General features: G+C 34.8%; 28 protein-coding genes. 10 read left to right on the top strand and 18 right to left on the bottom strand.

The window, feature by feature from the left end:
* Nucleotides 1-233: 233 nt before the first annotated feature.
* The 8 genes from arfB to CHB80_RS03395 all read right to left on the bottom strand — a co-directional run bounded on the left by arfB (nucleotide 234) and on the right by CHB80_RS03395 (nucleotide 6001).
* Entirely contained in the window at nucleotides 234-635 is a 402-nt protein-coding gene (gene arfB / locus CHB80_RS03430; protein WP_089370020.1) for an alternative ribosome rescue aminoacyl-tRNA hydrolase ArfB, read from the bottom strand.
* 12 nt (nucleotides 636-647) lie between these two features.
* On the bottom strand, nucleotides 648-2201 hold the full coding sequence (locus CHB80_RS03425) for a DUF4301 family protein (RefSeq protein WP_089370019.1): 1554 nt from the start codon (nucleotides 2199-2201) through the stop codon (nucleotides 648-650).
* Nucleotides 2198-2758, bottom strand: coding sequence for an AAA family ATPase (locus CHB80_RS03420; RefSeq protein WP_089370018.1), 561 nt, complete (start codon nucleotides 2756-2758; stop codon nucleotides 2198-2200). The genes CHB80_RS03425 and CHB80_RS03420 overlap by 4 nt, the downstream gene beginning before the upstream one ends.
* Nucleotides 2719-3351 (bottom strand): nicotinamide riboside transporter PnuC, encoded by a 633-nt coding sequence (gene pnuC, locus CHB80_RS03415; protein ID WP_179218075.1) that lies wholly within the window; start codon nucleotides 3349-3351, stop codon nucleotides 2719-2721. The genes CHB80_RS03420 and pnuC overlap by 40 nt, the downstream gene beginning before the upstream one ends.
* Nucleotides 3335-3595: a hypothetical protein gene (locus CHB80_RS03410; RefSeq protein WP_089370017.1), complete on the bottom strand. Its 261-nt coding sequence runs from the start codon at nucleotides 3593-3595 to the stop codon at nucleotides 3335-3337. The genes pnuC and CHB80_RS03410 overlap by 17 nt, the downstream gene beginning before the upstream one ends.
* A 13-nt stretch (nucleotides 3596-3608) precedes the next feature.
* Nucleotides 3609-4568, bottom strand: a complete 960-nt coding sequence (locus tag CHB80_RS03405; protein ID WP_143337039.1) for a peptidase associated/transthyretin-like domain-containing protein — start codon at nucleotides 4566-4568, stop codon at nucleotides 3609-3611.
* Between the two features lie 30 nt (nucleotides 4569-4598).
* Nucleotides 4599-5309, bottom strand: coding sequence for a geranylgeranylglyceryl/heptaprenylglyceryl phosphate synthase (locus tag CHB80_RS03400; RefSeq protein ID WP_089370015.1), 711 nt, complete (start codon nucleotides 5307-5309; stop codon nucleotides 4599-4601).
* Between the two features lie 68 nt (nucleotides 5310-5377).
* Entirely contained in the window at nucleotides 5378-6001 is a 624-nt protein-coding gene (locus CHB80_RS03395; RefSeq protein WP_089370014.1) for a 4'-phosphopantetheinyl transferase family protein, read from the bottom strand.
* Between the two features lie 61 nt (nucleotides 6002-6062).
* On the opposite strand from CHB80_RS03395, the gene ahcY reads away from it, so the two are divergent.
* A complete protein-coding gene (gene ahcY, locus CHB80_RS03390) occupies nucleotides 6063-7379 on the top strand; it encodes an adenosylhomocysteinase (protein ID WP_089370013.1) in 1317 nt (438 codons plus the stop codon).
* 174 nt (nucleotides 7380-7553) lie between these two features.
* Nucleotides 7554-8051 carry a DUF6252 family protein gene (locus CHB80_RS03385; RefSeq protein WP_089370012.1) on the top strand — a complete coding sequence of 166 codons (498 nt, stop codon included), beginning with the start codon at nucleotides 7554-7556 and terminating at the stop codon, nucleotides 8049-8051.
* 73 nt (nucleotides 8052-8124) lie between these two features.
* Here the strand turns inward: CHB80_RS03385 and CHB80_RS03380 are convergent, their stop codons facing one another.
* Both CHB80_RS03380 and CHB80_RS03375 read right to left on the bottom strand, forming a co-directional pair.
* Nucleotides 8125-8412 (bottom strand): hypothetical protein, encoded by a 288-nt coding sequence (locus CHB80_RS03380; RefSeq protein WP_089370011.1) that lies wholly within the window; start codon nucleotides 8410-8412, stop codon nucleotides 8125-8127.
* Between the two features lie 8 nt (nucleotides 8413-8420).
* The gene (locus CHB80_RS03375) at nucleotides 8421-9299 is read right to left on the bottom strand and encodes a hypothetical protein (protein ID WP_089370010.1); all 879 of its coding nucleotides are present in this window, start codon (nucleotides 9297-9299) and stop codon (nucleotides 8421-8423) included.
* A 48-nt stretch (nucleotides 9300-9347) separates the two neighbouring features.
* Between CHB80_RS03375 and CHB80_RS03370 the strand changes: the two genes are divergently transcribed.
* Complete coding sequence (locus tag CHB80_RS03370) at nucleotides 9348-9689, top strand: TM2 domain-containing protein (RefSeq protein ID WP_089370009.1); 342 nt, start codon at nucleotides 9348-9350, stop codon at nucleotides 9687-9689.
* A gap of 68 nt (nucleotides 9690-9757) precedes the next feature.
* Here the strand turns inward: CHB80_RS03370 and CHB80_RS03365 are convergent, their stop codons facing one another.
* The 4 genes from CHB80_RS03365 to CHB80_RS03350 all read right to left on the bottom strand — a co-directional run bounded on the left by CHB80_RS03365 (nucleotide 9758) and on the right by CHB80_RS03350 (nucleotide 13807).
* Nucleotides 9758-10228 carry an Lrp/AsnC ligand binding domain-containing protein gene (locus tag CHB80_RS03365; protein ID WP_089370008.1) on the bottom strand — a complete coding sequence of 157 codons (471 nt, stop codon included), beginning with the start codon at nucleotides 10226-10228 and terminating at the stop codon, nucleotides 9758-9760.
* Between the two features lie 31 nt (nucleotides 10229-10259).
* The gene (locus CHB80_RS03360; RefSeq protein WP_089370007.1) at nucleotides 10260-11801 is read right to left on the bottom strand and encodes an acyl-CoA carboxylase subunit beta; all 1542 of its coding nucleotides are present in this window, start codon (nucleotides 11799-11801) and stop codon (nucleotides 10260-10262) included.
* A gap of 4 nt (nucleotides 11802-11805) precedes the next feature.
* On the bottom strand, nucleotides 11806-13248 hold the full coding sequence (gene accC / locus CHB80_RS03355) for an acetyl-CoA carboxylase biotin carboxylase subunit (RefSeq protein WP_089370761.1): 1443 nt from the start codon (nucleotides 13246-13248) through the stop codon (nucleotides 11806-11808).
* Between the two features lie 61 nt (nucleotides 13249-13309).
* Nucleotides 13310-13807 (bottom strand): acetyl-CoA carboxylase biotin carboxyl carrier protein subunit, encoded by a 498-nt coding sequence (locus tag CHB80_RS03350; protein ID WP_089370006.1) that lies wholly within the window; start codon nucleotides 13805-13807, stop codon nucleotides 13310-13312.
* A 195-nt stretch (nucleotides 13808-14002) separates the two neighbouring features.
* Between CHB80_RS03350 and vgrG the strand changes: the two genes are divergently transcribed.
* Together vgrG and CHB80_RS03340 are read left to right on the top strand one after the other, a co-directional pair.
* Nucleotides 14003-15805 carry a type VI secretion system tip protein VgrG gene (gene vgrG / locus CHB80_RS03345; protein WP_229746879.1) on the top strand — a complete coding sequence of 601 codons (1803 nt, stop codon included), beginning with the start codon at nucleotides 14003-14005 and terminating at the stop codon, nucleotides 15803-15805.
* 11 nt (nucleotides 15806-15816) lie between these two features.
* Complete coding sequence (locus CHB80_RS03340; RefSeq protein ID WP_089370005.1) at nucleotides 15817-16116, top strand: PAAR domain-containing protein; 300 nt, start codon at nucleotides 15817-15819, stop codon at nucleotides 16114-16116.
* A 32-nt stretch (nucleotides 16117-16148) separates the two neighbouring features.
* On the opposite strand, the gene CHB80_RS03335 is transcribed toward CHB80_RS03340, so the two are convergent.
* The 4 genes from CHB80_RS03335 to CHB80_RS03320 form a co-directional block, all read right to left on the bottom strand.
* The gene (locus tag CHB80_RS03335; protein WP_089370004.1) at nucleotides 16149-16436 is read right to left on the bottom strand and encodes a hypothetical protein; all 288 of its coding nucleotides are present in this window, start codon (nucleotides 16434-16436) and stop codon (nucleotides 16149-16151) included.
* Nucleotides 16437-16592: 156 nt separating this feature from the next.
* Nucleotides 16593-16934, bottom strand: coding sequence for a cupin domain-containing protein (locus CHB80_RS03330; protein ID WP_089370003.1), 342 nt, complete (start codon nucleotides 16932-16934; stop codon nucleotides 16593-16595).
* Between the two features lie 11 nt (nucleotides 16935-16945).
* The gene (locus CHB80_RS03325) at nucleotides 16946-17338 is read right to left on the bottom strand and encodes a group III truncated hemoglobin (RefSeq protein WP_229746880.1); all 393 of its coding nucleotides are present in this window, start codon (nucleotides 17336-17338) and stop codon (nucleotides 16946-16948) included.
* Nucleotides 17339-17374: 36 nt separating this feature from the next.
* Nucleotides 17375-17809 carry an RrF2 family transcriptional regulator gene (locus CHB80_RS03320; protein WP_089370002.1) on the bottom strand — a complete coding sequence of 145 codons (435 nt, stop codon included), beginning with the start codon at nucleotides 17807-17809 and terminating at the stop codon, nucleotides 17375-17377.
* A gap of 174 nt (nucleotides 17810-17983) precedes the next feature.
* Between CHB80_RS03320 and CHB80_RS03315 the strand changes: the two genes are divergently transcribed.
* The 5 genes from CHB80_RS03315 to CHB80_RS03295 all read left to right on the top strand — a co-directional run bounded on the left by CHB80_RS03315 (nucleotide 17984) and on the right by CHB80_RS03295 (nucleotide 22757).
* On the top strand, nucleotides 17984-18733 hold the full coding sequence (locus tag CHB80_RS03315) for a hypothetical protein (protein WP_143337038.1): 750 nt from the start codon (nucleotides 17984-17986) through the stop codon (nucleotides 18731-18733).
* 187 nt (nucleotides 18734-18920) lie between these two features.
* Nucleotides 18921-19373, top strand: coding sequence for an energy transducer TonB (locus CHB80_RS03310; protein ID WP_089370000.1), 453 nt, complete (start codon nucleotides 18921-18923; stop codon nucleotides 19371-19373).
* Nucleotides 19374-19660: 287 nt separating this feature from the next.
* Nucleotides 19661-20017, top strand: a complete 357-nt coding sequence (locus CHB80_RS03305; RefSeq protein ID WP_089369999.1) for a hypothetical protein — start codon at nucleotides 19661-19663, stop codon at nucleotides 20015-20017.
* A 137-nt stretch (nucleotides 20018-20154) separates the two neighbouring features.
* A complete protein-coding gene (locus CHB80_RS03300) occupies nucleotides 20155-22116 on the top strand; it encodes an ATP-binding protein (protein WP_143337037.1) in 1962 nt (653 codons plus the stop codon).
* Nucleotides 22113-22757, top strand: coding sequence for a response regulator (locus tag CHB80_RS03295; RefSeq protein WP_089369997.1), 645 nt, complete (start codon nucleotides 22113-22115; stop codon nucleotides 22755-22757). Before CHB80_RS03300 ends, CHB80_RS03295 begins: the two co-directional genes overlap by 4 nt.
* Nucleotides 22758-23040 lie beyond the last annotated feature (283 nt).

Genomic DNA, 23040 nt, shown 5'->3' with positions numbered 1-23040 from the left:
TTCTAGGTTCAATGGGTATAATCTCAGCTTTCTTAATTATAAAATTAATCTAGCACCCCTTTGAGATGATACAAAAGTACTACGTAAAAAAGAATAAAATGTAATTTATCTGTAAAAAAAGTAACGCAGCATCAAAAAACTCTTGACTCTAACGGGTAAGGTATGTCTTCGATAAGATTTTTAAATTTTAGGGAAAGCTTCAGAGAACTAATTCTTTGTCTGTCGCACTACGATCAAAAATCAGGTTTTTTACGACTGGCTTTCTTTTCAGAATGTTGCTTTTTTGATTGTAATCTTTTGACTTTTGAAGCGTAGGTAGGTTTTGATTTTTTGCGTTTTTTAGGAGGTGTTAAGGCTTCTTCTAAAAGTTCGAAAAATCGTTTGATGACCTGCTCTTTATTCTTGAGCTGACTTCGTGTTCGTCCAGAAGACAGGATCAATATTTGCTCTTTGGTAAGACGGTTGTGTAGTTTTTCGCGTAAGCGTATTTTTTGATCTTCAGAAAAGACTAAAGAGTCTTTTAAAGACCAGTAGAGCTCTATGCGTGTACTTGTTTTGTTAACGTGTTGTCCGCCAGGACCACTACTTCTAGAAGCTTTAAAGGTAAGTTCGTTATGAAGGAGTTCTTTGTCCAAAATGATTTAAAATTACTTCATCAAGTGTGCAGGTTTAAGAAGGTCATTTACTGTTTTTACAGGGTTGAATGTAATAAGCGGTACTTCTACAAATATAGTATTCCAGAAGGCCATAGCGCCATTCCAAAGACCAGGATGCTCTAATGCCTTTATAGGTTTTCCAGTGACGGTTTTATGCGCAATAAAAGCTGCTTTTGGATCTATAAACTGGGTGAGATCATATTTTTCTCCTTTGTAATTTTTGACACCGCAAACAAGGTCTACTGGGTTGAAATGTGTCGCTTGTGTAACGATACTTTGTTGGTGAGGATTATTAGGATCTATTTGAACACTTTCTACAATTTGAAGACTAATACGACCACTTTCATGCTTTACCCAAAAAGGACCACCGCCAGGTTCTCCTTCATTTTTTACCATACCACATACACGTATAGGTTTGTCGAGTTGTTCTCTAAGATATTCGATTTGATATTTTTGAGAGAATTTTTCAAAATCTCTCGCTAGTTTTAAACTAAATTCATTCTGTAGAAAATGAACAATTTCTAAAATCTCTGTTTCAGAAATTTCATGATCATCCATTTGTTGTAAATAAGAAAAAGCCTGTTGTTGTAATTTTAAAAGCTTTCCAGCAAGCACTTTTTTATAATAGGCAACTTCTTTTTCATAGGTGTGTACTACTACATTATCTATGTTTTTTATAAAAATGATATCGGCTTCTTGCTCATTAAGGTTTTGAATTAATGATCCATGACCACCAGGCCTAAATAACATACAGCCATTGTCCTGTCTAAAAGGCTCATTAGTTGCAGTTACAGCAACGGTATCTGTAGCAGATGATTGGAAGGAATACGTAATATCAAATGTGGTTGCTGTTTTCTCTTCTATTCGTTTTTGTGTTTTTGAGAACTGCTTTTCAAATTTTTGATAATGCTCTTTAGAAATGGTAAAATGTAATCGAGCAGTATCTTTTGTTTTTGCATAGAGTGCTGCTTCAAAAAGGTGTTCTTCAAATGCAGAAGCATTATGAGATTTATATTTGTGAAAAGGGAAGAGTCCTTTGGGCTTGTTTCCAAAGTTGAGGCCTTCTTCTTCTAACATCATTTTTACAAAACGAATGCGATTTAAATCTACATTAGTTTGATCTTTTTTACCATACGTTTTTTTAAGCCTTTTGCGCACTTTCTTGTAGAAAGGAAAACTGTCTAGTCCTACAAAAAACAGGCGTAAATCTTGTGCTTTTTTTCTATTGATATAGGCGTTTACCGTTTCTTTAGAGGAGTCATAATCTTCTATAAATTCAAATAAAAATTTGAACATACGAGTTGCTGCACCCGAAGCAGGTATAAACTTTAGAAGGTCTAATGTTCCTTTTTGTGCTTCAAAATAAGTAATAAATGCTTTTTCTTCTTCCTCTGTGTAAGCATAGATACCATGACCAATAATTGCAGGATCTCTTAGGTCTATATAAGGTAATCCTTGTTTAAACAGTTCGATTTGACTGTGTACTTGTTCTTGAGTAATTCCTTTTTTTAAGAGTGTTTCGGTATCTTTTTGCGTAAAATTCAATGTAATAGTAGGTTTATAGTTTTTGTAGCTAGCTGCATGCGCTCTTCTACCGAACCTTTTAACAGCATATAAGGTCTGTTATTGTGTTCTAATGCATTTTTAAAATGATCAAACATTTCTTGTCTTCTTTCAGGGCGATCTCTTAAATCATCTGCTTGCCAAGGTGTATCAATGTAGGTTAAAAGATACAAATCATAGGTGTTTTTTAGGGCATATTTCGCAAGTAAATTTGGACACCAACCTTCATAATAGGCTTCGCTATACACTTTTGTGGTTAATAAATCGGTATCACAGATAATAAGAGGCGGGTTGGTTAGGACTGCCTTATTTTCAAGTTGCATTTGCCCTGCAGCAATAGGTAGTAAATCTTTAGGTCTGCATATTTTTTGTTCTTCATCCCAGAGTTTTTGAAGGTATTCTCTAGCAAATTCAGGTACTAACGGGGCGTTATAATGCTGGGATAGCTTTCGCGAAAGCGTACTCTTCCCACTACTCTCTGGACCAAAAAGACAGATTCTTATACTGTTGCTGGGCTGTTGTCTAAGTGCTTCTTCCATGCGAGATACCCTTGAATGGCAAGGATCGTAAATATTAAATATTGTAATGATAACATTCCTAAACCTCTATAAGCATATAAAGGAACTGTGATTAAATCTGCAAAAATCCATAAGGTCCAATTTTCTAGTTTTTTAGTAGCCATATACCACATGGCTGTAAAGAAAATGCCCGATGTAAATGTGTCTATATAGCTAGGTAAGCCCATTTCTCTACCATCCCAAAGGTAGACCATGTAGGTAATTACCATAGTTGCCACAAAAAGACCAAACCCGATGGCTTTTTCTTTAGTATTTGTTCTGGAAATAGGAACTACAACTTTATTATTCTTTTTTCGGGACCAATTCCACCAACCATAAATACTCATTACTGAATAATAAAAATTCATCATCATGTCACCAAGATATCCAGCTTTCCATAGTAAATAAACGGTGATGATAGTCGCAATTAAACCTGTTGGGTATACTAGAATATTTGCTTTTTTGGCATAGATAACACTCAGGATTCCAAAAACAAAAGCAATAGCTTCTAGAATGATCATCCATGTAGGTGTTTGCCTATATGCATCAATAAAAAAATCAAAAATCTGGGACATAATCACTACGATCTGTTTTAACAATTTTCATTTGAAATAGGCCAATATCTATACCCGAAAAACTTTCTTTTATCTCTTTAGTAAGCATATTCATAACAGCATCATATTCCCCATAAACTTGTGTGGATAATGGGTTTTCTAATACGGTTAGCCCTGAAGCTCTTAGTTTTTTAATAAAGGCAGTAATAGGAGGTTCGTAATTGTCTTGTAAAGGTGTAAAGGTAAGTTCTACAGATATATTCATTTTTAATACTTTCTTATTCTTCAAACACATGAAAAGTAGCGCCCATCCCATAATTTCGGGAACCAGACTTAATTAGATTTGAATTTTCGTTGTATGTTTTATCAAATACTTGCCATTTCTTATTGTTTAAGAAAATGCGACGTACATATGTTTTTTGATCTGGAAATTCATTGGTAAATGGAAGTAATGGTCTAAAAGCCGTCGATATTTTCTTAACTCCTCGTTTTGTAGGGACTTCTCGGTATTTCTTAGACTGAATTAATTTTCCTTTATCATCTGCATATCCTAATACTTGAAGTGAAGCAAAAATGCCTTCTTCAGGAATAAATATTTGTTTGGATTGAATGTTGAGTTCAAATACTTTTTCAGCATCTTGATTGATAGCAAAAACTATTTTTTCATGTGATATGGCTCTGCCGGGCAATCCATTATCATTTTCATAGAATTGAATTCTAAAAATAGTTGCAAACTTTCCTTTTCCTTTAGATTTATATTGTGTCTCTGCATTAATAGGAAGCAAGAGTTTTGCAATACGTGTAGATTTACCTTGGTATCTCTTAAAAAGAACAGCCACTTCACTCTCTACAGTAGGTAACCATGAGGTATGAATATCTTCATGGGTAACTGATTTTTTCTTTTTGGTTTTATATTTTCCTCGTTTGGGAGCTGTAACAATTACTTCCGAAAGCTGACTCGCCTCTGGTTGTAATGCAATAATAGCAGGGATATCATTTGTGCTAAATCCTTCTTCTTTAAAACCAATCGCCGAAATATGTAATGAATCTATATCTGCATATTTTGCTTTTGGGAAATCAAAAACTCCATCTTCTCCAGCAAAAGTTCCTTTACCATCACCAAAAGAAATAGTAGCAAAAGAGACAGGTGTTTTCGTTTCGGCATCTAGGACTTGAAATTTTTGGGCATAGGTGGCGAGGGGCATTAGTAGGAGTAAAAGGGCAGTTTGTAGTTTCATACTATAAAAATAGGACTTTCTATGTGATTATTAGGTATCCCAACGATCCTCTTCAAAAGCAGTGCCAATAACGACCATGGTGGCTCCTGCTTCATATGCATGTTGCATGGTTTTTTGAGAACGAATACCACCACCTACAATCAATGGAAGATCTATAGCTTCTCGAACGGCTTTTATAATGGGTAAAGAGACAGGGGTTTTTGCGCCACTTCCTGCCTCTAGATAGATACATTTCTTTCCTAAATATTGTCCAGCAAGTGCAGTATGTACAATAGAAGTGATATCATTTTGAGGTATGGGTAACGTATTGCTTACACGTTGTACGGCTGTTTCTTTGTCTCCATCTATCAGAATATATCCTGTAGGGATGACTTCTAGATTACTTTTCTGAATGTGAGAAGCTCCTTTTACTTGTTGTCCAATTAGGTATTCTGGATTACGGCCAGAGAGTAATGATAAGAATAAAATGCCATCTGCTTCAGGTGTAATTTGAGTATAATCACCAGGAAATAGAATCACAGGTAATGCAGAAAGTTCTTTTAATATACGAACCACCGCTTCTATATGTTGCGAGGCGTCAGAACTTCCTCCTACTAAAAAATGAGTGGTTTGAGATGGGGTTTTTTCTAGGTACGCTTTCGCGAAAGCGTACTCAGCTACAAACTTATCTGGATCAATTAGAATAGCTAGTAATGATTTTCCCTGTACTTGGGCAGTGTGTATATCTTGATAGAGGTTCATCTATGGCGAAAATACGGAATAAGCTTCATACAGATTTAAGTTCTAAATCAACAATTATTAATCTCGAATCAAAACGCATATACACAGGTGAATCCTTCAAACTCTAGGAAGAAAATATGATAGCTACTTTTTTCTGCATTATAGGTAACACTAGCGGTAGTTTGCGCATCATCAAAGTAAAAATCTTGTACATCTATATGCTTTAAAAAACTCAATCCTTCTTGAGCATATAGTTTGTATAATGACTCTTTAGCACCCCATACGATGGTGAGTTTTCTAACAATAGCTTCTGTGTTTGCTAGCGTTCTATACTCTTCAAGAGGTGTAAATTTATGGGCAATACGCATTATTTTATCGCGTTGCATTTCAATATCAATCCCAACTTCTTGATCACTCACAATAATTCCAGAAAAGATAAAAGAGTGGGTGATGGAAATATGTTTTCCATCTTTAAGATGTGGTTTTCCTTGGGTGTCGTAATACAAATCAAAATCGGTATATCCAGCTTCAGCAAGTAAATGACGTACACTCATAAAGCCTCGTTGGTGTAATTCGGACTTCATTCCATCTACACGTTGCTGGCAGTGATCGGTGAGTTTTATGTTTCGCGAAAGCGTATCAATATCCTCTTCAATCTTCCAAATATAGGCCGTTGTTTGCGGGTTAATTGTTATTGTTTTGTAAAGAGGCATGAGAACTGTAAGATATTATGTAATTTTGCACGCAATTTGCTATAATTCAAAGATACTAATAATGAGTACAAAAACAGCACCGTACGTACCGTACAAAGTAAAAGATATTTCATTGGCGGCTTGGGGTCGTAAAGAGATCGAGCTTGCAGAAGCAGAGATGCCAGGATTGATGTCTCTTCGTGAAGAATATAAAAATGAGCAACCTCTTAAAGGAGCTCGTATTGCTGGATGTCTTCACATGACCATTCAGACAGCCGTATTAATTGAGACATTACAAGCACTTGGTGCTGAGGTTACTTGGAGCTCGTGTAATATATTTTCTACACAAGATCAAGCAGCAGCAGCTATTGCAGATGCTGGAATTCCAGTATATGCTTGGAAAGGAATGAATGAAGAAGAGTTTGATTGGTGTATTGAGCAAACACTTTTCTTTGGAGAAGATCGTAAGCCATTAAATATGATTCTTGATGATGGAGGTGACCTTACCAATATGGTTTTAGATCGCTACCCAGAATTAGTAGGTGATATCAAAGGTCTTTCTGAAGAAACTACGACAGGAGTACACCGTTTATACGAGCGTATGAAAAACGGAACACTTCCTATGCCTGCGATTAATGTAAATGATTCTGTTACAAAATCGAAGTTTGATAACAAATATGGATGTCGTGAGAGTGCCGTAGATGCTATACGTCGTGCTACAGATACTATGTTAGCAGGAAAACGCGTTGTAGTATGTGGATATGGTGATGTAGGAAAAGGAACAGCCGCTTCTTTTAAAGGTGCAGGTTCTATTGTAACGGTTACTGAAATTGATCCTATCTGTGCTTTACAAGCAGCTATGGATGGTTTTGAAGTGAAGAGACTTGAGACGGTTGTAGGAAATGCAGATGTTGTGATTACAACTACAGGAAATAAAGATATCATTCAGGCACGTCATTTTGAAGCGATGCGTGATAAAGTAATCGTTTGTAATATAGGTCACTTTGATAATGAGATCGATATGGCTTGGTTAAACGATACACACGGTGCAACAAAAGATGAGATCAAACCACAGGTTGATAAATATACCATCAACGGAAAAGATATTATCGTTCTTGCAGAAGGTCGTTTAGTAAATTTAGGTTGTGCTACAGGACACCCTAGTTTTGTGATGAGTAATTCATTTACAAACCAAACGCTAGCGCAAATCGAGCTTTGGAATCATAGTGATAGATACAAAAATGAAGTATACATGCTTCCTAAGCACCTTGATGAAAAAGTAGCTGCATTACACCTTGCACGTCTTGGAGTAGAATTAGAAACTCTTCGTCCAGATCAAGCAGAGTATATTGGAGTGACTGTAGAAGGTCCTTTTAAGCCTGAGTACTACAGGTATTAATCTGAAAAATAAATACGTGTTCGCTTTCGCGAAATCGAATACGTGAGACCTGCCTGCCGGCAGGTAGGTTCGCGACCATCAGAGAGCGAAGCGTTAAACTATATAAAAACCCATACACCAATCGTATGGGTTTTTAAACAAAACATCGTTTAATTTTAAAACAATTAATGTATTATGAAAAATGCTTTTTTAAAATGCACTTTTTTAGTTCTAACACTTTTAGTAGTTGCTTCTTGTAGTAGTGATGATGATGGACCTGCTGAGGCAGCTCCAGTAAAATTTAGAGCTTTAATAAATGGACAAAATGTAAGAACAGATAATGTGACTGCAACACTTTCTAATGACGGAAAGTTGTTATCTGTAGTAGCTCCTACAGATTTAGGATCACTTACAATTACGATAGGTTCTAATGCAGCAGATGCTCCAGAGATAGGTGTACAAACCTACACGATAGATGATTCTGGAAATGCGCAAATTAGAATTAACTCTTTAGACGTTATATATAGTTCTACTCCTGAGCTTGGAGGGGCTATTACGATATCAGAAATTAACTCACAAGAACTTACTGTTTTTGGTTCTTTTTCTGCTACAGTAGTTAATCCGACAGATAGTAATGATACTGTTACAATTACAAATGGAGCGCTATTTAATGTAAATTATACAGTGCAGTAATTAGAAGAGGATATCACAATCATAATAAAAAAACCTACACAAATGTGTAGGTTTTTTTATGTTAAGGAATAAGCTAAAATAACTTGTATCCATATACTTCTAATACAAATCCTAGGGTAAGTAAACAGGTGAGTACGAGTATAGCTTTACGCATTTTCAATTTTGACTGGTATATTTTGATACCTATTACCATCCCAAATAGACTTAACACCGTATTGATAATAGATATTTGAACAGGAGGTCTAAAACAAATAAATATAGATTGGTTTTTATAAGAGAACTCTTCAAAAACCATATGACCATAATACCAACAAAAAAATAGCGCTAGCACTACGATGCATATTCCCACTATTTTGTTCATACTACATATTATTCTTTTACGAGAGTGAGTTCTGCACTTTCATTAGCGTCTAGACTTGTTCGAGTGGTGATAAGATTTGTACCGTCAAGAATTTCTACTTTTACTGTATTAGGGGCAGATTCTCCAACATTAAGTGCTGTTACTTTAATAGAGGTTAATGCTTTTGTAATCGTAATTGGGATTTCTTTTTTTTCACGTGTGATAGAATAATTTTCTAAAATCAACTCACCATCTAGGTATAAATTAACACGGTCATCATCTACTTTTCCAGCATCGTATATTGAGACTATAACATTTTTGGTTTTAGTAAAAATATTGAGATTCTCATTACTCTTAACAACACTCATGGTGAGGGTATCTAATTTGCGCTTTAGATTTATTTTCTCTTTTACCTCTTTACTTACTAGTTTAGATTTTAATATTTTTTTCTGTGCTTTTTCGACACGTTTTTGAACTTTTTCGGCATTGGTCATGATAATCATGCCATTTATACAAGGAGTGTTATTCTCACGAAGCCCTTTAAAATCACCACTAAACGCTCTGTTCTTCTTTAAATTTCGTAATTTACCATTAAAATTAATTAAGCAAATATCAAACTCATCTAAGGATGATTTGGTGTATACAACATTGAGTTCTTTAAAAGAAAACTCGTTTGTCTTTTCATTATAAATTCCTTCTATATTTGATTTTGTTTCATGAGCTCCTCCCATATTAGCGATAGAGTATCCATTAATGACACCATCTAATTCTTCAAAGTCAAGTTTATAGGAAATAAATGCAGAATCACTAAGCTTTATAAGTCCAAGGTATTCATAGGTATTTTGCTGAGAAAAAAGGAATTGCGAGATAGAAGTGAAAACAAAAAAGAAACAAAGGAGTTTTTTCATAGGAAAAAATGACTATTTTAGAAGGGTCTAATTTAATCAATATTTATTATGAAAATTAAAATTATTCTTTCTTTTGCGTTGCTTCTTTTTGCAGTAACAAACATGCATGCAGGTTTTCCAGTACCTAAAACTGTAGAAAATGTGAATGTAACCATTACTGCAGATGAAGAAGCAGAGGCTATTACATCTCCAGCGGCGGGTATTGCTGGTAGAGATATGTGGGTAGCTGGTGCTTTTTGGTTCTTCTTAGGAGGATTTGCTGCGCATAGATGGTATTTAGGAAGTCCAGTAGGATGGAATATCTTATTCATCGTTACATTAGGTGGATTAGGTATTTGGTGGCTTGTTGATGGGATAAACATCTTCACGCGAAATTGGGACGGACTATAATCACACCTTATTATATTTAAAAAAGCCCTTTGAATTTTCAAAGGGCTTTTTGTTTCAACTCTTTTTTGCTAGATTTTAATCTGCCTATCAATTTGTTGATCTAAAGATATAAATGTTTCTGTTCTAGATACCCCATCAATCGCTTGAATTTTTTTATTCAACAAGTTCATAAGATCTTCATTATTCTTACATAAAATTTTAATAAGAATAGACCAGTTTCCAGTGGTGTAATGGCATTCTATTACTTCTGGAATATCTTCTAACTGCCGAACAGCTCGTGCGTTATTTGCAGCTCTATCTAGGTATACTCCTATAAAAGCCATGGTGCGATACCCTAATACTTTTGGATCTATAATAAATTTTGATCCCGCTAGAAGCCCTGACTTTTCTAGTTTACGCAATCGCTGATGGATGGCAGCTCCAGAGATACCCACTTTACGTGCAATTTCGAGAATAGGTTTACGTGCATCTTTCATGAGTTGACGCAAGATAATCTTGTCTATTCCATCTATAATTAATTCGTCGTTTTTAATTTTCACAAGGTTGTTTTTTATGGTCTTTTATTGCTACTTACAGAGGAATATTCCCATGCTTCTTTTTAGGGAGTTCTACTTTTTTATTTTCTAACATACTAAAGGCTTTTATTAATTTACGTCTAGAATGCTCTGGAAGGATCACTTCATCTATAAATCCACGTTGAGCAGCTCTGTATGGATTTGCAAACTTAGTGGCATATTCATTTTCTTTTTCAAGTAGTTTTTGTTCAGGGTCATCGGCTGCTTTGATCTCTTTTCTGAAGATAATCTCACTAGCACCTTTAGCACCCATTACTGCAATTTCTGCACTTGGCCATGCATAATTTAGATCGGCACCTATATGTTTAGAGTTCATTACATCGTAGGCTCCTCCATATGCCTTTCGGGTAATGACAGTCACTCTAGGTACGGTAGCTTCACTTAATGCATAGAGTAATTTAGCGCCATGCGTGATAATACCATTCCATTCCTGATCTGTTCCAGGAAGAAATCCAGGAACATCTACCAATACCAATAGTGGAATATTAAAGCAATCACAAAAACGTGTAAAACGGGCTGCTTTTTTAGAACTATTTACATCTAATACACCTGCCAAAAACATAGGCTGATTTGCAACAATACCAATACTACGACCTCCTAATCTAGCAAAACCTACAATAATATTTTCTGCATAATCTTTATGAATTTCATAAAAAGAGTCGTCATCTATAATCCCTGTAATCACCTCATGCATGTCATACGGTTTGTTAGCACTATCAGGGATGATAGTTGCAAGCTGATCACGTACTTCATCTTGTAAAGTAAATGGTAGCTTTTTTGGTGTTTCTTTATTGTTTTGAGGTAAGTAACTCAACAATGTTTTTAAATCTTCGAGGCACTGGGCATCATTTGAAGAAGTAATATGCGCTACTCCCGATTTTGCTGAGTGTGTACTTGCGCCTCCTAACTCTTCTGAAGTCACTTCTTCATTAGTTACTGTTTTTACAACATTAGGTCCAGTTACAAACATATAACTAGTATCCTGCACCATCATTGTAAAATCTGTCATGGCTGGAGAATATACGGCACCACCAGCACACGGTCCCATAATAGCAGAAATCTGCGGAATCACTCCAGATGCTTGCACATTTCTGTAGAAGATATCTGCATACCCTCCTAACGAACGAACGCCCTCTTGTATACGTGCTCCCCCAGAATCATTAAGTCCTATTAAGGGGGCACCTACTTTCATCGCCAAGTCCATGACCTTACATATTTTCTCTGCATGTGTTTCAGATAATGCCCCTCCAAACACCGTAAAATCCTGTGCAAAAAGATAAATTAATCGTCCGTTTACGGTTCCATATCCTGTAACAACACCATCTCCGTAATAGATCTCTTTTTCCATACCAAAATCTGTGGTACGATGTGTGACAAGAATTCCTATTTCTTCAAAAGAACCATCATCTACTAAATAATGAATACGTTCTCTAGCTGTTAATTTTTTCTTTTGATGTTGTCTCTCAATACGTTTTTCGCCACCTCCTAGATGTGCGAGTTCAATTTTTTCGTTGAGTGCTTTTATTTTTGAATCCATAGATTTATGTAGTTGGTAAACGTAAAATATGTTGCTCCTGTATGTGTTGCTTTACAGCAATAAGTGCAGCAATTTTAGCTTCTTCTTCGTATTGTTTTTTCAGTGCTTCTGGTGAGTAGTATTTTTTAACAAAATGGGTGTCAAAATTTCCAGATCTAAAGGCTTCATGTTCGCATACAAATTTCCCAAAAGGTAATGTTGTTTGTGCACCTTCTACCTTATAATGATCTATAGCATATGAAAGTAATTCTATAGCTTCCTCTCTTGTATCACCATATACAATCAACTTTGAAAGCATAGGATCATAATAAATAGGAATATCCATTCCTTGTTCAAAACCATTATCTACTCGAATTCCTTTTCCTTCTGGAAGAATGTATGTAGAAAGATTTCCTACACTTGGTAAAAAGTCATTTAAAGGATCTTCTGCATAGACGCGTAGCTCTAATGCATGTCCTTTTATAGAAAGGCTTTCTTGTGTGATAGGAAGCACTTCTCCTCTTGCTACACGTATTTGTAACTCTACAAGATCTACTCCTGTAATTAATTCGGTAACGGGGTGCTCTACTTGAAGGCGTGTATTCATTTCTAAAAAGTAGAAATTATGCTGATCATCGAGTAAGAATTCAACAGTTCCTGCCCCTCGATAGTCACAGGCTTTTGCTACTTGAACTGCAGCATTTCCCATTTTTTCTCGTAGTTCTGGACTTAATACGGCAGAAGGAGCTTCTTCTACTACTTTTTGATGGCGGCGTTGGATACTACATTCCCTTTCAAAAAGGTGTACTGTATTACCATGTGTATCTGCCATGACTTGAATTTCGATATGTCTAGGTGAAGAGACATATTTTTCTATAAAAACAGATCCATCACCAAAAGCAGCCGTTGCTTCACTGATGGCAAGTTGCATTTGCGAGGCTAGTTCTGCTTCTTCATTAACGACACGCATTCCTTTTCCGCCACCACCTGCTGAGGCTTTGATAAGAATTGGGAATCCGATATCATTTGCAATAGCTTTGGCTTTCTCTACGTCTGTAATGGCTTTGTCAATTCCGGGTACCATCGGAATGTTATATGCTTTTACAGCATCTTTGGCAGCCAGTTTACTTCCCATGACTTCTATAGCCTTAGGTTCTGGTCCTATAAAAATAATACCACTATCTGTAACCGCTTTCGCGAAAGCAGCATTCTCACTTAAAAATCCATATCCAGGGTGAATGGCATCTACCTGTAGTTCTTTAGCAAAAGCAATAATTTTATCGCCTAATAAATAGGATTGGTTAGATGGTGCTTCTCCTACACAAACGGCTTCATCTGCAAATCGTACGTGAGGTGCATTACGATCTACAGTAGAATAAATGGCAACGGTTTTGATGCCCATTTTTTTTGCCGTAGTCATTACTCTAATGGCAATTTCTCCACGGTTTGCTACTAATATTTTTTTAATCTCCATATCCCTCTCTGCCTTCGACATCTCCCCCAAAGGGAGAGAATAATAAGGCTATTTTTTAATTATTTATTTCTTCAAATTCTATTAAAAGTTGTCCTTTGTCTACAGCGTCATCTTTAGTGACGTGTACCGCTTTTATAATACCATCCATATGAGAAACAAAGCTGTTTTCCATTTTCATAGCACTTAAAATAACTAGCGTATCTCCTTCTTTTACTTCTTGTCCAGGAGTGACTTGAACATCCAGAATAAGTCCTGGCATAGGAGCTGTGAGTGCATTAGATTGTTTAGAACCACCCACAGAGAATCCCATGTCTTTAATTAGGATATCTACAGCATCTGCTATAGCCACTTCATACGTTCTATTATTTACAAGGACTTGATATGTTTTTTTAGTAAAATCTGATGTGACAATTTCGGCTTTATACGAGGTGTTGTCATGTAGGATATGATATCCTGTTTTTGTTGTTTGTACCGCATCTAATTCTGAAAGAGCTGAGGCTGAGATATCAAACTCAAATTCTTGATTTACGGTAGTTTTATAGTTCTTACTCATACATTTAATTATAACGATATAAATATAAGTATACCAGTAGCAAATGACTATTTTTTTAACTTTTTAAGAAGTGGATTTTTTTTAAGAAGAGATCTTTTAAAATATCCGTACAAATACCTGTTATTTACCTATCAATTATATGTAAGATTGTCTTTTATAAAATCGTATCTTAAAATTTTTAAACTTTATATGGTTATGAGTAGTACTATTGAAAAAGGGGGGCTAACTACATTTAATGTTAAAGTAAATGGGGAATCTATTCCTGATGAAGCTAACATATATTCGATCACTGTTGATACGAAAGTAAATGAAATTCCTCATGCACGTATTGAAATTATAGATGGAGATGCAAATACAGGGGAATTTTCAACGAGTTCTTCCAGTACGTTTGTTCCGGGAAATACGGTAGTAATAGAAGCAGGGTATGATACTAAGAATCAACAAATTTTTAAAGGGATCATTACAGAGCAAACGATCGCTATTAATGAAATTATAGGTTCAATGCTGATCATTGACTGTTATGATGAAGCTATTAAAATGACAGTGGGAGAGAAAAGTAAGATATACAGTCAGAAAAAAGATAGTGACATTATATCGTCTATTATTGGAGAATACGCTGGTGTATCAAGTGATGTGACGACTACTTCTATTGTTTTTCCAGATATGGTACAATATCAATGTACAGATTGGGATTTTATACGCTATCGTGCCGAAGCAAATGGATGCCTTGTGATTGCAAAAGATGGTAAAGTAAGCGTTGCAAAACCAGATGCAGATACATCACCAGTCCTTACAGTATCGTATGGAGATAATATAATGGAGTTTAATGCTACATTAAATGCAGTAAATCAATTGGCTTCAGCAACTACAGAAGCTTGGGAATATACGACGCAGTCTGTACTTTCTGAAGATGTGTCAAACAGTGATGCAGGGCCAGGAAATTTATCTTCAAAAACACTTTCTGGGGTTGTTGGTTTAGAAACCTATACTTCAAGAACTTCAGCACCACTTCAAGAGGATGAACTTAGTAACTTATCACAAGCAGAAGTTACTAGAAGTACCTATTCTAAAATACAAGGTCAATTAAAAATTCAAGGATCTGATAGGGTGTCTTCGGGATCATACATAACTATAGAAAGGGTCAGTGATCGTTTTAATGGAGATCATTTTGTGTCGGGTGTACAGCACGTGATTTCAGGTGGTAATTGGACTACTGAAGTTGCTATTGGATTAGATCCAAAATGGGTTACGCCACAAGAAGATACATTGGGAAATGCAACAGTCGTAAATTCAAATAGTGTAGGAGGATTATATAATGGAACTGTTGTAAAGATAGATTCAGATCCAGCAAATCAATTTAGAGTACAAGTTACTACTCCTATGTTACAAACTTCGGATACAGGAGATAATGTACTATGGGCGCGACTCTCTAATTTTTATGCAACTTCTGGAGCCGGTGCTTTTTTCTTTCCAGAAATAGGTGATGAGGTGATTGTAGGTTTTATAGATGATAATGCTCGTTTTCCAGTGATTCTGGGGAGTCTATATAGCAATTCTAAAAAGCAACCAGCAGCAGGATTTGAACCAGATAATAACAATAGCCTTAAAGCCATTGTGTCAAAATCTGGTATTCAACTCACCTTTGATGATTCGAAAAAAGTACTTTCTATAGAGACGCCTAGTCACAATACAATTGTGTTAAGTGATCAAGACAAAACAATGACACTTAAAGACCAGAATGATAATCGTATCGTAATGTCTGAAAGTGGTATTGTGATAAAGAGTGCTAAGGACCTTACATTTGAGGCAAATCAAAAGATCTTGATAAAAGGTGATCAAGGGGTTACGACACAATCATCTGGTGGAGATATTACGACTAAGGGAGTAAATATTAAACAAACTGCTGATGAGCAATATAGTGCAGAAGGGAATGCTACAGCTCAAGTAAAAGGTGGTGCTGAACTTGTACTTAAGGCAGCAATGGTAATGATCAATTAAAATAACTACGTATGAAACCAGCAGCACGATTAACCGATTTTCATGAATGCCCTATGAGCACTCCAGCAGTTCCTCCCATACCGCATGTAGGAGGACCTATTACTGGACCAGGCGCTCCCACTGTTTTGATAGGGAAATTACCTGCTGCAAGAGTAGGAGATATGGCCATTTGTGTAGGGCCTCCAGATAGTATTGTCTCCGGATCTTCATCTGTGATGATTGGCGGGATGCCTGCCGCTAGAATGGGAGATGCAACAGCACATGGAGGTAACATTATAATAGGTGAGCCCACAGTTTTGATAGGAGGATAATCCTAGTTTTAAATACTAGGGTTTTATTACTTTCAAATCATATTCGTAATAATAAATAAGATGCTTGTAAATACACTTATTGCAAGGATGTTAAATTGAATTTTCCCTTTTTGTTGCGATAAAACAGCGCCATTAAATCCCATACAAAAGATGGTAACCAAAAAAAGTTCTATCATTTGTAGATTTCTAGAAATATCATCATTCATAAAAATGAGCATTACAGCAGCCGATCCTATACAGCTTTGCCCTATAATGCCAATAGTAGCATATCCAAACATTCCTGAAGTATATTCTTTTACTAGATTTTTATAAAGTTCCATAATTAGTTATTTTAAAATGTGAGTAAATAGGGGTACGCTTTCGCGAAATCGAACTCGTGAGATTCACAACCAGAGGGAGCGTGAAACGGTAAAGCGAACTTGTGAGATTCACAACTAGAGTGAGAGCGGAGCGTTAAAGCGTATAGAGGTTATTATTTATGAATTTGCAACTTCTTGAACTCGTGTGATACTATCTTTTAGATTTAGAGATAACCGAACAATACTATCTTCTGTTGCTGTAAGATCATGGGGGATATTCCCTTTAAGAGCTATAAGATTTCCTTTAGATAAGAGATGTTGTATGCCCTTAACACCAAAATTTATTTCACCTTCAAAAACCTCAACGACAATAGGGAAAGGTGTTTTATGTTCCTTCATGTGTTGTCCTTTTTTAAATGCTATGCGTATTTCTTTAGAGGTTTCTGTTTCTAATAAAACCTGAATAGATGGTTTGTTATCTTTATAAATAAGGTCTTTGGTAAGAGATGCTATTTTCATAATTATATTTTTTATAGATGATTGTTGTTTAATTTGACCATAAACATTTGTGCCATTTTTGAAGCACGCCATTTGGCTTCATTTGCTATTTTTCCTGAAAAATTCTGATCTATTGTGGTGTTAAAATGATAAAGCCATCTATCAAAATGATGCGCTTCTATAGGAAGTTTGCGATGAGGTCTAAAAGGGCTCCCTTTATAGGCAGATTCTTGTAAAAGCACTGTTTGCCAAAACCGATACATCGTATCTAAGTGCTTGTCCCAATGGTCATTTATAACACGATTAAAAATGGGGCCTAAAACAATATCTTCTCGTACGTAAGTGTAGAAAGTATCTACCATATGTTCAATATCTTTTCTGTTTGTGATGTCTTTCATAAGTGGTTTTGTATTAAATAAAGACATTAAGACCTTTTTATCCTTTATTATAGTAAATTTTTTTCATCGTTTTAATACAGTACGCCCTTGATTGAGATCTGCGGCAACTTGCAATAAGTTTGAGGATGCTAGGGTTTCATTTAATTGATCTCTAATACTTACAAAATTATCATGCATTGGGCATGGTGCTTTTTCATTACATTCCTGAAGACCCAAAGCACATCCATTAAATAGTGAATCGCCATCTATGGCTTTGACCACTTGTTTTATAGTAATGTTAGGTAATTGGGCTTTCGCTATTTCAAAACCTCCTTTAGGACCTTTTATAGAGTTAATAATATGTTCTTTTGCGAGTACTTGTAAAATCTTAGCAGTAAAAGCCACAGGAGAATCTATTGCCGTAGCAATCTCTTTAAGACTTACACGCTCATCTAGCTGTGCCTTTTGAGCTATAAAAAGCGTTGCTTTAATACCGTATGTACACGTTTTAGAAAACATATTTAGTTACTTAATAGAGTACAAATATAAACACAAACTTTATTTCGGACAAATTTATCCGAAATTAAATATGTTGATTGTTTAAGAAAACCTTATCATGTTTTAACCTTTCCTTCTAGTTTTGGCCTCAAGATATGATCTATATTGATTTTTCTAACCAACACCACGCCATCATTGTATAAACTACTTCTTTCTTGTTTTGTGATTTTTATATCTCATGCAGTTGTTGGTCAAAGTATTACAGGAACCATTTATGATGATAAAGCCATTGTAGAAGGTGTTGTTGTAAAAAATCTAAGTACTAAAATGGCAACCATTTCTACTAAAGAAGGGCGCTTTGAGGTTACTGCAAGTGCTCAGGATTCTATTTCTTTTGAGATATTTACACATGAGCATAAATTGATGGTTTTAAAAGAAGGTGTTTCCTATACAGATATTGTTATTGAGCTTACGCGAAAAGTAAATGAGCTTGATGAGGTGATTATAAAAAAAGAGGTCAAACCTGTTTTTAAAAAAGAAGAATTTGCAGATACGTTTGAAAGTCAACTTCAAAAACATATAGAACTATATCCAGAGCAGTATGAGTTTAATTCAAATCCTAATAACAATTTAAACTTTGTAAATATTGGGAAACGTCTTTGGAGACTTATTAAAAAAGAGAAATCAAAACCTCCTCCATTTGTCCCGATTAAGCTAGAAGAGTATATCGGTCTTTTTAAAGAAGATCCCGTTATTAATGACAGGTTTTTGATAGAAACTATAAAAATTCCATTTGAATTTAAACCGTTATTTATTGATTTCTGTGTTTCAAAAAATGTAGATTCAGAACTTCTAAAAGAGAAAAATAAATTCTTGCTCATAGATGAGTTTATTAATTTAGGAAAAGAATTTAAAGAAGTGTTAGAAACAGATGTAAATGACTAGCAAGTTGTATACGCTTTAACGCTTTGCTCTCCTAAAGGTCGTGAATCTCACGAGTTCGATTTCGCGAAAGCGTATAAAAAACAATCTCTTGTCATATAAAAAGACAGTTGTAAAGACTAATGAAAATGAATAGCTCATCATTTTTAGGAATGGCTACTTCTCATCATTCAATCAAAAAACAACCGTTATGAATCATCAAAAGAATACCATACGAAAGTATCTTCTTGTTTTTATATCTATACTCATACTATCGTGTAATACTGACACTATAGAAGAACATCCCGATAGAGTTGCTGTCGTAAATGCCGAGTATGATTTAGGGTGGTTAATTAATCATTATATGATATACCCTAAAAGCGAGCATAATGTAAATAGAGCGGGCATTGTTGAACTGTCTTGGATAGTGACCAAAGAGGGTACTGTAAAAGATGTTACTGCATTTGTAATAACTGATGATCAACATGCAGCATCTGCAATAGCTCGCAAACGTATACAAGAAAAAGAGGTATTAAAGCTCAACCAGCCTATTCTAGAAAATCTTATGTATAGTGTAGAATTATTAAAATTTATACCCGCTTTAAAAGATGGGAAAGCTGTAAATTCTAAAATGAAGACTTCTATTGAGTTTGTTTTGATATAATAATAGTTTTGTCTGTTTTAATTGTTTCTTACTTGTTGAATAATAACCTATTGCACGTTTTAGAGTAATGGACGTTATGTAATCCCTTGGTAAGCTAATCGTTATTTTTTACTCTACGAAATCATAGATTTTTTTCTGCTAATGGTATTAATAGATATACTCGTTTTTTTCTATCGGTATATTGTAATAACAATTAATAGCATGTTTTTTATGTAATGAATTAGGTTCGTAAATAATTGTATGTACCTCATAGCATAATAAGACACTATATTCAAAAACGTACCATCATGGAATTAACACTTTCTCAAACGATAGCTATAGAAGATTTAAAACAAAAATTAGCCGACAATTTTCCAGAATACAGCGTAAAAAATGCTTTTTTAAATAAAAAAACACTTCGTATTACCCAAGGAATGAATCAAGTGGTTGTAGGGCAACTCAAAAATCAAAAAATGATTTGTGTTGGAAATTTGAATATGCTAGATCTACGAATATTTATTCCATTTATTGTTGGCGTTGCTTTGTTTTTAATCACAGGGTTTATTTTTCTAATTGTGATGATGCAAATCAAAAAGAAAGAGTACAAAGCAATGGAAGAAACTATTGGAGCGTACTTGCAAAACACTTATACGAGTAATACATAGCGTACATACTGCTTTATCTTGTGGCAATCAAAAGAGGATCATTTATGACCAAATATGGAATAATAAGATATCACTATCTTTAAAACTAAGAAAAACAGTTGAGTAGCACATAAGTGTTACTCTTGTACTATTTGTATATGCTATTTACTATAAACAAAAAACATACATTTTTCACTCTTTTAATGCTATTAAGCGTTACCATAGTTTATAGTCAAGAGGTATATAAAACCCAAGTAGATAGTCTTTTTCAAGTAGCAAAAAATGATACGGTATTTAATGCCTATGAAGATTTATCTGATTTAATATCTAGAGCTTCTGGAGAAGATGGTGAAAAGATTTTTAAGTATGCAATTTCTAGAGATAGTACTGAGCTTTCTAGAATGTTTTTGTATCAAGGATATGGGAGGAATTTAGGGAAGATTGGACAAATGGATGCTGCTATAGCATATAGGCGCAAAGGACTAAAGTTGGCCGAAAAAAATGGAATAGAAGGAATGGTTGTCTATTATCATAATTCTTTGGCAGGTGCATATCATTTTAAAAGTAAGCTAGATAGTGCGACCTATCATTTAAATATTGCAGAAGCCATTGCCGAAAATAATGAGAAAAACAGGGGTTGGCTCTGGAATATTTATTACAATAGAGGATTGGTACAAGGGTCTTTAGGTAATCTAGATGCTGCAGCTTATTATTATCGGTTAATGTGGGAAAACATAAAGAACACTTCGAACCCTAAACAAAAAGGTTTTGCATTATATACTATTGCTTATTTCTTTACAGAAGCGGGTAATTACCCTGAAGACCAAATCAAATTTGTAGAGTTATTATCTGCTCATTATGATAACAAAGATCCCGATGTGCCTTCAGGCCACATCTCTGTACAAAGTCTCTTTAAAGATGAAATTAAGAAAGAGAACATCGCTAAATACAAGAATATTGTGCATTTAAGCGATAGTTTAGATCAGATCAATTCTTTTTATCATTCTACAGAAACCTTAGTAAGAATTTATGGGGCAGAAAATAGGTATGAAGAAGGGATCCAGTATCTTAAAAATGCAGAACATAAAATATTAGGTGTACAGAAACCTCACTTTTTAATAGGCATATACCAAGCACTCGTCAAGAATCATATGGATCTCAAAGACTATGAAGGGGCTTTCTATTATAAAAACAAAGAAGTCCAAATACGTGACAGCATCCTTTCTGAGAAAATGCGCAAGAATGTTGCAAATCTTGAAGTAAAATTTGAAGCTGAAAAAAAAGACCGTCAAATTGCACAGCAAGCATTAGATATTCAAAAAAGAAATAGTCAGAAAATACAATTAATTGGAGGGTTGGTAGCGCTAGGTATATTACTCTTGATGACTAGCGTTTTTTTTAGAAAACGATTACGTTATCAAAAAACGATGACTTCTCAGAAAGAAGCCATCCACAAACAAAAAGTAATAGAACTACAACAAGAAAATAAATTACTTGCCTTAAATGGAATGATTGAAGGACAAGAAACAGAACGCATACGTATTGCTAAAGATTTACACGATAGTTTAGGAGGATTATTAAGTACCGTAAAAGCACATTTTAATGCTGTGCAAAATGAGGTTAAAATGATAGAAGAACTTAATATAACTCAGAAAACAAATGAATTAATTGATGAAGCCTGTACGGAAGTAAGACGTATTTCTCATAATATGATTCCGCATGCATTAACGATTTCTGGGGTTCCTGGTGCTGTAGAAGATTTAGTTGAGACTCTTCAAATGGAAGGATTTGAAGTAGAGCTAGAAATAAAGAGGTTTCCAAGCGAGGTGCCTAAAGCAAAACAATCAATGTTATATCGATTAATCCAGGAAATTATATCAAATATCAGGAAGCATGCTCATGCAAAAAGCATCCTTATTCAGATTTTTGGAATAGATGATGGTATCGGATTAATTATTGAAGATGACGGTCATGGGTTTAATTATAAAGATGCTATTGCAAAAGATGGCGTAGGTTTAAAAAGTATTAATAGCAGAGTGAAGTTTTTAGACGGTTCTATTGATTGGGACACAAGTATTGGAAAAGGAACAACAATAACCATTAATATTCCAAAAGTATGATTAACGTTTTAATTGTTGATGATCATGAGATGGTCATAGAAGGATTCAAATTGCTATTAAAACCTGAAAAGGATATTGTAGTTGTTGGACATGAGTTAAGCGGAGATCATGCTATTAAAAATATAAATAACTATAATGTCGATGTGGTTTTACTGGACATTAATATGCCAGGAACAAATGGAATTGACACTTGTAAATTATTAAAAAAATCACACCCAGATTTAAAAATAATAGCCATTACAATGCACAAAGAAAGCAGCCTTATCAAGATGATGCTTAGTAATGGAGCAAAAGGCTATGTGCTTAAAAATGCGAGTAAAGAAGAATTAATCACTGCTATCAAAACAGTGAATGATGGCAAGATGTATTTAGACAAAACAGCCAATGAGATTGTTATAAATACCATGACTAATTCTAAAAAAAATAAAGATTCAGAAAGCCTATTTCCAAAATTATCTAGAAGAGAAAAAGAAGTGCTCTTATTAATTATTAATGAGCATACGACACAAGAAATTGCAGATAAATTATTTATTGGATTTGGAACTGTAGAAACCCATAGACGAAATATGCTCATAAAAACAGGAACAAGAAATACAGCAGGTCTTGTGAGGGTAGCATTAGAATACGATCTTCATAAATAGCCCTTTTCTTTAGCGATTGTGTTGTGTATAGCGAGATTATATAGGCTTTAAATCTTTGATCTCCCTACGGACGTGAACCTACCGGCAGACAGGTCTCGCAAGCTCGCTTTACCGTTTCACTCTCCCTCTGGTTGTGAATCTTATAAGTTCGCTTTCGCGAAAGCGTATAAAACATTCATCTCAAGTGATCAGAAAAGATATTACATGTGAGTGTTTTAAGAATATATCCCAACCTATGGGAATTCATATATTTTTTTGGGCTCTTCGTTTTCTTAGAAGGGGT

This window comes from Dokdonia pacifica, from assembly GCF_900188275.1.
In the GTDB taxonomy this organism is placed as follows: Bacteria; Bacteroidota; Bacteroidia; order Flavobacteriales; family Flavobacteriaceae; genus Dokdonia; species Dokdonia pacifica.
The sequence above is the reverse complement of the archived record's forward strand: the minus strand, read 5'-3'. Positions and strand labels throughout refer to the sequence as shown.